Source organism: Pseudomonas sp. S31 (assembly GCF_016648105.1).
Taxonomy (GTDB): domain Bacteria; phylum Pseudomonadota; class Gammaproteobacteria; order Pseudomonadales; family Pseudomonadaceae; genus Aquipseudomonas.
The window spans coordinates 1-10,297 of sequence record NZ_JACVVE010000075.1; the positions used below are offsets into that span (position 1 = coordinate 1).

The 10,297-nt window shown below is 62.5% G+C and carries 9 protein-coding genes, 1 tRNA gene and 1 pseudogene; 5 read left to right on the forward strand and 6 right to left on the reverse strand.

Annotated features, from left to right (window positions below; genetic code table 11):
* Window positions 1-134 precede the first annotated feature (134 nt).
* On the reverse strand, window positions 135-806 hold the full coding sequence (locus IAE37_RS28285) for a Bax inhibitor-1/YccA family protein (RefSeq protein ID WP_201178748.1): 672 nt from the start codon (window positions 804-806) through the stop codon (window positions 135-137).
* 134 nt (window positions 807-940) lie between these two features.
* Here IAE37_RS28285 and IAE37_RS28290 point away from each other — a divergent pair.
* Together IAE37_RS28290 and IAE37_RS28295 are read left to right on the forward strand one after the other, a co-directional pair.
* Window positions 941-1,028 (forward strand) — tRNA-Ser (locus IAE37_RS28290).
* A gap of 479 nt (window positions 1,029-1,507) precedes the next feature.
* A complete protein-coding gene (locus tag IAE37_RS28295; protein WP_201178749.1) occupies window positions 1,508-2,701 on the forward strand; it encodes an ATP-binding protein in 1,194 nt (397 codons plus the stop codon).
* Window positions 2,702-2,764: 63 nt separating this feature from the next.
* Here IAE37_RS28295 and IAE37_RS29040 read toward each other — a convergent pair whose 3' ends face one another.
* Window positions 2,765-2,899, reverse strand: coding sequence for a hypothetical protein (locus tag IAE37_RS29040; protein ID WP_268933344.1), 135 nt, complete (start codon window positions 2,897-2,899; stop codon window positions 2,765-2,767).
* A 355-nt stretch (window positions 2,900-3,254) separates the two neighbouring features.
* Window positions 3,255-4,287 (reverse strand): annotated as a pseudogene (locus IAE37_RS28300) (chloride channel protein).
* A gap of 529 nt (window positions 4,288-4,816) precedes the next feature.
* Between IAE37_RS28300 and IAE37_RS28305 the strand changes: the two are divergent.
* Together IAE37_RS28305 and IAE37_RS28310 are read left to right on the forward strand one after the other, a co-directional pair.
* On the forward strand, window positions 4,817-5,062 hold the full coding sequence (locus tag IAE37_RS28305; RefSeq protein ID WP_201178750.1) for a helix-hairpin-helix domain-containing protein: 246 nt from the start codon (window positions 4,817-4,819) through the stop codon (window positions 5,060-5,062).
* A gap of 116 nt (window positions 5,063-5,178) precedes the next feature.
* Window positions 5,179-5,568 carry an NUDIX hydrolase gene (locus IAE37_RS28310; RefSeq protein ID WP_201178751.1) on the forward strand — a complete coding sequence of 130 codons (390 nt, stop codon included), beginning with the start codon at window positions 5,179-5,181 and terminating at the stop codon, window positions 5,566-5,568.
* A 15-nt stretch (window positions 5,569-5,583) separates the two neighbouring features.
* Here IAE37_RS28310 and IAE37_RS28315 read toward each other — a convergent pair whose 3' ends face one another.
* Window positions 5,584-6,903: a 2-hydroxycarboxylate transporter family protein gene (locus tag IAE37_RS28315; RefSeq protein ID WP_201178752.1), complete on the reverse strand. Its 1,320-nt coding sequence runs from the start codon at window positions 6,901-6,903 to the stop codon at window positions 5,584-5,586.
* Window positions 6,904-7,016: 113 nt separating this feature from the next.
* Between IAE37_RS28315 and IAE37_RS28320 the strand changes: the two genes are divergently transcribed.
* Window positions 7,017-7,934 (forward strand): LysR substrate-binding domain-containing protein, encoded by a 918-nt coding sequence (locus IAE37_RS28320; protein ID WP_201178755.1) that lies wholly within the window; start codon window positions 7,017-7,019, stop codon window positions 7,932-7,934.
* A gap of 14 nt (window positions 7,935-7,948) precedes the next feature.
* Here the strand turns inward: IAE37_RS28320 and leuD are convergent, their stop codons facing one another.
* Together leuD and leuC are read right to left on the reverse strand one after the other, a co-directional pair.
* A complete protein-coding gene (gene leuD, locus IAE37_RS28325; RefSeq protein ID WP_201178753.1) occupies window positions 7,949-8,557 on the reverse strand; it encodes a 3-isopropylmalate dehydratase small subunit in 609 nt (202 codons plus the stop codon).
* A gap of 1 nt (window position 8,558) precedes the next feature.
* Entirely contained in the window at window positions 8,559-9,980 is a 1,422-nt protein-coding gene (gene leuC, locus IAE37_RS28330; RefSeq protein WP_201178754.1) for a 3-isopropylmalate dehydratase large subunit, read from the reverse strand.
* Between the last annotated feature and the right edge of the window lie 317 nt (window positions 9,981-10,297).

Here is a 10,297-nt window from a genome sequence, read left to right on the forward strand (position 1 = left end):
AAGCGTAGGAGCGAGCGCAGCTCGCGATGCGCCGCGCGGGCGGCGCTCGATATCGTCCGCGCTGCAACTATCAAGGCGAGCCCACGAAAAAGCCCGCCGAAGCGGGCTTTTCATTCACGGGCTGCTCGCTGGAATCAGTCGTCGCTACCCATGATGCCGAACAGCTGCAGTAGGCTGACGAACAGGTTGTAGATGGAAACATACAGGCTGATGGTCGCCATGATGTAGTTCCGCTCGCCGCCATGAATGATGGCGCTGGTCTGGAACAGGATGCACACCGACGAGAACAGCACGAAACCAGCGCTGATCGCCAGCTGCAGGCCGCTGATCTGGAAGAAGAAGCTGGCCACCACGGCACCCAGCAGGACGAAGAAACCTGCGGTGATGAAGCCGCTGAGGAAGCTCATGTCCTTGCGGGTGGTCAGCACGTAGGCGGACAGGCCACCGAACACCAGGGCGGTCATGGCGAAGGCCGAGCTGACCACCTCGGCGCCACCGCTCATGCCCAGGTAACGGTTGAGGATCGGGCCGAGGATGAAGCCCATGAAGCCGGTGAGGGCGAAGGTGGACACGAGGCCCCATGCCGAATCACGCAGCTTGGCGGTGAGGAAGAACAAACCGTAGAAGCCGATGAGCACGACGAAGATGTTCGGGTAGCCGACGCGCATCTGTTGGGCGACGAAGGCCATGACACCGCTGAACGCCAGCGTCAGCGCCAGAAGCCCGTATGTATTGCGCAGGACCTTGCTGACCTCCTGCTGCTCGACCTGCTGGCCGTGGTGAACGGCATAATCCTGTTCGCGCATGGCGAGACTCCTTGGGTAAACCTGTGGTTTTGAAACGGGTGATGCCATGGAGTCTATCAGAGCCTCCGCAACCGGCGACATAGAGTGTTTGACAGCTTGTTTCATTACGGTATGATTGCCGCCGCAAAACAGCTGGAAGCGTGGCCGAGTGGTTTAAGGCAACGGTCTTGAAAACCGTCGATGGGCAACTATCCTAGAGTTCGAATCTCTACGCTTCCGCCATATTCAAAGCCCTGATTATTCAGGGCTTTTTGCGTTTTTGGGGCGCAGAAAAACTACCCATGGGAACACCCTTGGGAGTGGTTTCGGTGCAATGGTATTAGACGCGTCCTAAAACTTTGTTCATTTGGTCGGTCTGGCAAGTGCCCCGACGCGTCGATGGACCCTTTCGGTGATGTCTCCTTTCGTGTGGCCGAGCAGTAGGCTGGCGTGGTCAAAATCGGCACTTTCCGAGGCCGCCTTGGGTCGAATGTCGCGGAATTGAAATTGGCTGCTCCGGCTGGCCAGTACCTGGTCTCCGGCGGCGGCCGCGTCCTTTACTGCTTCCTCCCGCGCATCGTCCCAACGGTGCCTCAGCATCGCTGCGGTAATCTGCGTGGGGTCTAGCCCAGAGGGTCCGGTAGTTCTTGCCGAATCAAGTAATGTTAGCTAAGTTATCAAAAAATCATAACCTCGCTAATCTTGCTAACCTTGGTAGAACCATGGATCCCATAACCAACCCTTATTCCCCAGGCGCAGGCGCTCCTCCTCCTGCGCTGGCTGGGCGTGACGCTTTGCGCAAGCAAGTCGGGATCGCGATCGCGCGCATCCGTCGTGGGCGGTCAGCGAAAAGCGTCCTCATGGTCGGATTACGGGGCGTGGGTAAAACCGTACTTCTTGAGCGCATCCGTCTTGATGCCGAGGCCGAGGGTGTTCATGCGATACGCATGGAAGCACCGGAGAACCGTTCGCTGCCTGCACTGCTGGCCCCCCAACTGCGTCTAGCTTTGTTGCGCCTCAGTCGGATTGAAGCGGCTCGAGACATGGCCCAAAGAGGGCTGCGAGCCTTGGCAGGGTTCGCGAAATCAATGAAGGTGACCTACGCAGACATTGAAGTGGGACTCGACCTGGAACCAGAGCCCGGCTTGGCCGACAATGGCGATCTTGAAGGCGACTTGGCAAGCTTGCTTGAGGAGGCTGGCAAGGCCGCGCAGCGCGCCGATACCGCTTTGGTGATGTTCATCGACGAACTCCAGTACGTAGCTGAGGAGCAATTGGCTGCGTTGATCACAGCGTTGCATCGCTGTGCTCAGAGCCAGCTTCCCGTGACTCTAGTGGGCGCGGGCCTGCCCCAACTACGCGGGCGCTGCGGGAATGCCAAGTCCTATGCTGAACGACTGTTCGACTTCCCTGAAATCGGCCCGCTTGCTCCAGAGGCTGCAAAGTATGCTGTGGTGCAGCCGGCAGAGGCTGAAGGCGTAAGTTACGAAGAGGAAGCTCTACAGCGGGTGCTGGCACATTCCCAAGGCTATCCATATTTTCTCCAGGAATGGGGCAAACACGCATGGGATGTGGCCGAGCAGAGCCCTATTACCGGAGTGGATGTCGAGATAGCCTCCGAGCAGGCAATCGCTACCCTTGACGAAAGTTTCTTCCGCGTGCGCTTCGATCGATTGACACTGGCGGAAAAGAAATACCTGCGCGCTATGGCAGATCTAGGGGCAGGGCCTCACCGTTCGGGCGACATTGCAGCCAGGCTGGAGAGGAAAGTGTCGACCCTTGCACCTCTTCGCAGTGCTTTGATCGAAAAAGGTATGATCTACAGCCCGAATCATGGGGATACCGCATTCACTGTCCCACTTTTCGATGAATTCATGCGGCGCATCATGCCAGACACTGATTGGCAGGCAACCTGACGCCTCTAACCCAGCAGGGCCGGCGTGGGAGGCTCACTCCCCGCCGCCGGCAACGAGGGGTGTCTACTCGACGCTGCAGACCCAGCGGTGGTTGTACCGGTACGGCGCTCGGGTGAACGCCACATCCGATACCAACGTCATGCCGCGGGCCTGAAGCGCTTCGGTCAATTGAGCGAGTGTCTCTGTCTGGATAGTCATTGCTGTTACCTCGTCAGATTTACTGCGTTCATAATTCCTGACCGAGCAGGCAACTGGCGGATTCAATTTTTTTGCCCGACCCCGTCCTGAGCGGCTAGCCCCCGCTGCCTGCAACCCGACCTGGTTCCACCTGATACCCCTGAGCAGGAACGGGAATTGCTGTACCGCTGAAAAACAATCAGTTGGGGGATGCAGAAATGACTCGGGATGACCGCAACTATATGGTCTTCGTCGTGATTGCCGTGCTGGCCCTGGATGTGCTGGCAACAATGATGTTCTTGAAGATAATCGCCTGACCCATTCGCGGGTTGCTGCGCACCCGAAACCGGGCCACCTCCAGCACCGCGCTTACCGCTCATTTCCGTGTTGGCGAAGTGCCCGTCAGATGCCGGGTGATGTTCTGCGCCAATGCGTGGTAAAGCGAGACCGGGGCGATCCAGCCAGACACCGCAGACGCGATCAAGCCACAGGCAAGCAGGGGGATGGCCAGGTCGGGGCTATGGGAAAGCTCGAGTACGATGACCGACCCGGTCGGTGATCGCGTGGCCTTCGAGCAGGCTGCGTGTCTGCTCGTAGCCTGTCCCGAAAACATAGTTTCCCGTCAGCAGGCCCAGCACTGCCAAGGCCATGCCGCAGCCTGCGGCAAAGCGGACCGGCCAGCGGGTGCGTACGGCGCAGAGCTTGCCTAGCCAGCCTCGGTCGGTCGGCAATACCAGTTTCACGTACAAGCCCCCCAGCAGGCCACCGAGCACGCCGAACGCTGGCACGGCGGCCCACTGCCAACCTTGTGGAAGCGGGGCGCCTATCTCACCGAAGTACGAATAGGGGCCCATCAACCCCAGCGTCACCATCCCACCGATGACGACTGCGGTCAGCACCAGTCCGCTGAAACGTTGCTCGAAGGTGCGACTGAGTTCTTCGATCGCGAACACGATGCCTGCCAATGGCGTGTTGAACGCTGCTGCGATGCCTGCCGCGCCCCCGGCGAGTATGAGCCCGGATACCGTGCGGCGCCCGTGCAGGCCGAGCCGGGTGCCAAAGGCGTAGATGACTGCAGCGCCAAGATGTACGGTCGGCCCTTCGCGGCCGACCGAGCCCCCCACCAACAGCGCGCCTACCGTGAGCAGCATCCTTGCAGCTGCCACCGGCACCGCCAGTACCTGACGCCGAAAGCTGCGCGTGGGTGATTCCAGTGCCGCGATGACTTGTGGGATGCCGCTGCCTCGGGCCTGGCTGAACCAGCGATGGCTAAGCCAGGCGAGCAGGGCGAAGCCTGCCGGTGTGATGATCAGCGGCGCCCAGCGATAGTGCTGGGCAACGGCTGCGAACAGGCCGAAGGCATGATCGGCCAACCAGGCGAATGCCAGCGCGACCAGGCCGACCAGCAGTGCGCCGACCCAGAATGCCACGCGCTGGCGCCATTTTCGCCATCGGGCATAAACGATGCGGTCCAAGCGTCGCGGCGTTGGCTGGGTAGAACGATCGACGGGCTGCAAAAGGCACGCTCCAGAAAGGCTGCAGCCGAAGATTATGCCGCAACCGACAGGCGATGGACTGCCTGTAGGAGCGGGTTCACCCGCGAATCAGACGCCGTGGTGCCTGGTTCGAGGGCTGCCAGTGAGCGCTCGCAAGCCTGGGCCTCATGCGGATTGACCACCGCCGTCGACATGAGCATCAAGAAGAGCACGGTGAAGACCTACCGTAACCGGGCTTTCGAACGGCTCGGCATCAACTTCCGCAGCCAAGTGTTTGCGCTGTGCGAAGGGGTGAGGGGGCGGTAGCTTGCCGGCGATGGCCCCGGCAATCCAAGATAGCGTTCCACCGCAGCAAAAGGACCTTGCCGGCAGCTTGCATGCGGCCTGGGTTCGTTGCCAAGATCAGCCGATTCAGACGCTCCCACCGGAAAAGGATTTCCCCATGCCATTCCCTCCCGATCAACGTGCAGCATTGCTCACTCTCAAAGGTGTCGGGCCGACTGTCATCACCAGGCTCGAGCAGATGGGCATCGAATCGTTGGCCGAACTGAGCGCGTCCGATGTCACCGACATCCTCGCCCGTGCCTCCGCCGCCTTGGGCTCCACCTGTTGGAAGAACAGCCCGCAAGCCAGGGCAGCGATAAGCGCAGCCGTGCAGTTCGCGAAAACTACCGAGGGAGGGCAGTGACCGGACGCTGAACCATCCTGCCCGTCCCACGGTCATTCAATCGACACATGAGAACGATAAGCTCGGAAAAGAAACCTTCCACGAGCTCAGTTCAACCACATGACCCGGGACTACGCATGAAGGCAATGGACACTGCTACGGCAAAACGAAAAGGTATCAAGCTGCGTGCCACGGTAATCTACCGCCGCGATGGCGAGGTGCTGTTCGTGCGCAAGCGCAACGCCAAGTGGAACCTGCCAGGCGGTACCGTCGAGCGCAATGAAACGCCCTTGCAGGCGGCGCGGCGGGAGATGGCCGAAGAGACCGGCCTGGACTTCGACGAACTGCGCTACATCGCCGAGTACCGGGAAGAGAAGGTCATCCACTACCTGTTCGAAGCCCGGAAAACCACGGCCAAGCCTCGGCCCCTGAACGAGATCGAGGCCTGCCGCTGGCTCAGGCCCAAGCAGGTGGCCAAGCGCCGGGTCCGGCGCCCGATCCGCACCATTCTCAAGCGCTGTGCATGAGGAATAGCTTGCCGCTCAGCTGAAGATCCCCAGCAGCAGGGTGGCGCCAATCACCGTCGATGCCCCGCCGATACGCGTGGAGATCTGCGCGAAGGGCATCAGCGACATGCGGTTGCAGGCCGAGAGGATGGCCACGTCACCGGTACCGCCCAGGCCGCTGTGGCAGCAGGTGACGATGGCCGACTCGATGGGGAACATCTTCAGCAGGTTGCCGATGAGAAAACCTGCAGCGGTCATCGCCACCACCGCCGAGGCGCAGACCAGCACGTAGCCCACCGAGAACACGCTGGCCACGCTGTCGAGCGGCACGTACAGCATGCCCAGGCCGATCATCACCGGCCAGATGAAGGCGGTGGAGATCAGCTTGTAGAAGCGCTTGCTGCCTTTTTCCAGGCGCTCGGGCAGTACCCGCACGTATTTGAAGATCACCGCCACCAGAATCATCATCACCGGGCCCGGGATGTGGACCAGTTTCTCCAGCAACCCGCCCAGCACGAAGAACGCACAGATCAGCAGCACGCCCGCGCCCATGTAGCGGAAGTCGATGGCGCTGTCGTCCTCGCCCTCCTCGCGGAAGATATCGTTCTGCGCGCGGGCGCGGATCAGCTGGCCATCGCCGTTGAGGTGCGGCTTGCGCGCCGCCAGGCGGGCCAGGGTGCCGGCACAGATGATCGCCACCACGTTGCCTACCACCGCCGCAGGCACCAGCTGCGCCACATACTGCTCGGGCGTGCCGCCGAGGATGTGCGCGTAGGCCAGCGACAGCGGCAGGATGCCTTCGCCAATGCCGCCGCCGATGATCGGCACGATGATGTAGAAGAACGTGTGGTGTACCGAATAGCCGAAGCACACACCCACCGCAAGGCCTGCCAGCACCGCGGCCAGGGTACCGATCACCAGCGGCACGAACATGCGGATCATGCCCTGCACGAGGATTGTCCGGTTCATGCCGAGGATGCTGCCGACCACCAGGCTGGCGATGACGAAGTACAGGAAGTTGGCATCCTTCATCAGCATCTTGGTGGCGTCGATGGTCGTGCTGCCGAAGAAACCGTAGTACACCAGCACCGACGGCAGCAGCAGGCACAGGATCGCACCACCGCCGATATCGCGCAGCAACGGCAGGCGCTGGCCGACCTGGCCGAGCAGCATGCCCAGGGTCATGATCACCGCCAGGCCACCGATCATGGTCTTGGGCAGATAGCCGAGGTGGGCGGAGAGAAACACGATCAGGGCGATACCCAGAAAGTAGGGCAGCGGGATCACGCCGATTTCATACTCCAGCAGCGTGCTGAGGCGGCGCCGGGTGGGGACTGCATGGGTTGCGAGGGTCATGCTGAGTTCCTCTGTTTATTGTTGTGCGAGGAGGGGAGACAGGGCCAGTTTCACGGCTGAAGAAAATGCTATCCTTCGCCGATTCGTAAAGGAACGAGGCATTCATGCATGCTATGAACACGAATCATGAATCAACGCCGTTGCCTGACGACTTGCGCGTGTTCCTCACAGTCATCCGCATGGGCAGCTTTTCCGGCGCGGCCCTGGAGTTGGACCAGTCGCCGGCCTACGTCAGCAAGCGCATCAAGATCCTCGAAGACACCCTCGGCACACGGCTGCTGCATCGCAGCCCCCGGCGCATCGCCCTGACCGACGCCGGCCTGCGCGCCCAGCAGTGGGCGGTGCGCATCCTCGACAACCTGGACGACTTCATGGGTGACCTGAGCCAGGTGCGCAAGGCGCCCCGTGGCCTGTTGCACGTGTGCAGCAGTTTCGGTTTCGGTCGCAACTACGTGGCGCCAGCCATTGCCGAGCTGTCTGGTGCCTACCCGGACCTGGAAGTGCGCCTTGACGTCTACGACCGCGTGGTCGATATCGTCGCCGAGGGTTTCGACCTTGAGATCCGCGTGGGCGACGACATTCCCGGGCAGCACATCAGCCGCCAGCTGGTGGCCAACCGCAGGGTGATCTGCGCAACGCCCGAGTACCTCGAGCAACGCGGGGTGCCCACCACCCTGGATGACCTGGCGGAGCATGATTGCCTGGTGCTCAAGGAGCGCAACAACCCGTTCGGCGTGTGGCAGCTGCGCACGGCCGAGCGGGAGGAAGAGGTGCGGGTCAACGGTCGGCTGTCATCGAACAACGGCGAGATCGTCCTGCAGTGGGCGCTCAACCACCGCGGCCTGCTGCTGCGTTCGCTGTGGGACGTGAAGCCGTTGCTGGAGCAGGGGCGCCTGGTGCAGGTGCTCCACGACTACAGCCAGAGTGCCAACGTCTGGGCCGTGTACCCCACGCGCCTGGCGGATTCCGCCAAGCTGCGGGTGTGCGTGGAGTTTCTCGAAGCGAGCTTCAGCCGCCTGCGCGCTGACTGAAGCCGCGCAGCGGCTCAGGCGAGCCAGGGGTTGGCTTGCAGGTAGCGGGTTTCGAAGCTGCGGATCTGCTCGCTGCGGGTCAGGGTGCTGCCAATCGCATCCAGCCCTTGCAGCAGCGCCTGCTTGCGCAGGGTATCGATGTCGAACGCCAGGGCGCGACCGTCGGCCAGGAGGATCTGCTGCGCTTCGAGGTCGACGGCGATATGTGCCCCTTCGGGTCGGCTGACCAACGCTCCCAGCTCCTTGAGTTCTGCGGCCGGCAGCTGGATGGTCAGCACGCCGTTGCGTTGGCAGTTGTCGTTGAAGATGCCGGCGAAGGTGGTGCCGATCAGTGCGCGAATGCCCAGCTGCTTCAGGCCCCAGACCGCATGTTCGCGGCTCGATCCGCAGCCGAAGTTCGGCCCCACTACGAGGAATGCGCTGTGCTGCCAGGGCGCCTGGTTGAGGACGAAGTCCGGGTTGGCATTGCCGTCTTCGAGGAAACGCAGGTCGAAGAACGCGCCCCGGTCGAGGCCACTGCGGTCGATGCCCTTGAGAAACTGCTTGGGCATGATCACGTCGGTGTCCACGTTGGCAGCCAGGATGGGCGCGGCCACGCCCTCCACGAAATTGAACGGTTGCATCTCAAGCCTCCATTTCCAGGGTACGAACATCGACCAGGTGTCCGGTCACCGCCGCTGCGGCGACCATCGCCGGGCTCATCAGGTGAGTGCGGGCGCCCTGGCCCTGGCGCCCCTCGAAGTTGCGGTTGGTGCTGGAAGCGCAACGATCGCCGGGGTTGAGCACGTCGTCGTTCATGGCCAGGCACATCGAGCAGCCCGACTGGCGCCACTCGAAACCTGCGGCCTTGAAGATACCCGCCAGGCCCTCGGCTTCGGCGTGGTCGCGTACCTGTGTGGAGCCAGGCACGATCATGGCGCGCACGCCTTCGGCCACCTTGCGCCCCTTGACCACGCGCGCAGCGTCGCGCAGGTCTTCGATGCGCGCATTGGTGCACGAGCCGATGAATGCATGGCTGATACGGATGCCGCTGAGCGCGGTGCCGGGCTGCAGGTCCATGTAGCGCAGGGCGCGCTCCAGGTCGCGGCGCAGAATCAGGTCGGGCTGGCCCATCGGGTCGGGCACGCAGTCGGTGATCGCGGCGGCCTGGTCGGGGCTGGTGCCCCAGGTGACCATCGGTTGCAGCTGTTGCACATGCATGTGCACCTCGCGATCGAAGCTCGCCCCTGGGTCGGTGTACAGGGTTTGCCACTGCGCCAGCGCGGCGTCCCAGAGGGCACCCTTGGGCGCGCGCGGCTTGTCGGCCAGGTAGGCGAACACCTTGGCGTCCGGTGCCATGAACGCACCTCGCGCCCCGGCCTCGACCGCCATGTTGCAGATGGTCATGCGTGCCTCGACGCTGAGCGCGGTGATGGCCGGGCCGCTGAACTCGATGGCGTAGCCGGTGGCGCCCGCCGCGCCGATCTGGCGGATCAGCTCCATGATGATGTCCTTGGACACCAGGCCCGGCCCGGGCGCACCGTCGACGGTGACGCGCATGCTCTTGAGGCGCTTGTACACCAGGGTCTGGGTGGCCAGCAGGTGTTCGATTTCCGAGGTGCCGATGCCGAAGCCGAAGGCGCCCAGGGCGCCGTAGGTGGTGGTGTGGCTATCGCCGGCGGCGACCACCATGCCGGGGAGGATGAAGCCCTGTTCGGGGGCGACCACGTGTTCGATGCCCTGGCGTTTGTCCAGCACGTCGAACAGCTCGATGCCGAAATCGCGGCAGTTGCGAGTGAAGTAGTCGACCTGCAGCGCGCCACCGGCATCGGGCATGGCGGCGACCCGTTCGACGGCGGTGGGGTTGACGTGGTCGACCACGCACAAGGTCGCCGCCGGGCGCCACACCGTGCGCCCGGCCTCGCGCAGGCCGCTGAAGGCCTGGGGGCTGGTGTATTCGTTGGCGACCTGGCGGTCGATGTAGAGCAGCACATGCCCTTGGTCGTCCAGCTCGCAGACGGTGTGGGCGTCGATGTGTTTCTGGTACAGGGTTTTGGGCGCAGTCATCGCTATCGGTACCCGATGTTGTTATTGGTCCAGCCCGCAGGCATCACGAGCACTGCAGGGCAGTGGTGAGGCCAGCTTAGCGAGTCCCGGTAGCGAATAAAGGTGGTAACTGGATAGGGTTGATTCACGGATCGTGAATCATTGAGGGCGGTTGAGAATGGTGCAGGCCTCTTCGCGGGTAAACCCGCTCCTACAGGGGTTCGTGCCCCCCTGTAGGAGCGGGTTCACCCGCGAAGAGGCCGGTGAGTCTTACAACTTCATTGCTTGTCGCCGCGAATCGAGAAATTGGCCATGTGCTCCAACCCCTTGATCAGCGC

Bases quoted from the DNA above. Each gene is read 5' to 3' on its own strand.
- IAE37_RS28285 (WP_201178748.1), bottom strand. From the start codon at position 806: ATGCGCGAACAGGATTATGCCGTTCACCACGGCCAGCAGGTCGAGCAG.
- IAE37_RS28295 (WP_201178749.1), top strand. From the start codon at position 1,508: ATGGATCCCATAACCAACCCTTATTCCCCAGGCGCAGGCGCTCCTCCT.
- IAE37_RS29040 (WP_268933344.1), bottom strand. From the start codon at position 2,899: ATGACTATCCAGACAGAGACACTCGCTCAATTGACCGAAGCGCTTCAG.
- IAE37_RS28305 (WP_201178750.1), top strand. From the start codon at position 4,817: ATGCCATTCCCTCCCGATCAACGTGCAGCATTGCTCACTCTCAAAGGT.
- IAE37_RS28310 (WP_201178751.1), top strand. From the start codon at position 5,179: ATGAAGGCAATGGACACTGCTACGGCAAAACGAAAAGGTATCAAGCTG.
- IAE37_RS28315 (WP_201178752.1), bottom strand. From the start codon at position 6,903: ATGACCCTCGCAACCCATGCAGTCCCCACCCGGCGCCGCCTCAGCACG.
- IAE37_RS28320 (WP_201178755.1), top strand. From the start codon at position 7,017: ATGAACACGAATCATGAATCAACGCCGTTGCCTGACGACTTGCGCGTG.
- leuD (WP_201178753.1), bottom strand. From the start codon at position 8,557: ATGCAACCGTTCAATTTCGTGGAGGGCGTGGCCGCGCCCATCCTGGCT.
- leuC (WP_201178754.1), bottom strand. From the start codon at position 9,980: ATGACTGCGCCCAAAACCCTGTACCAGAAACACATCGACGCCCACACC.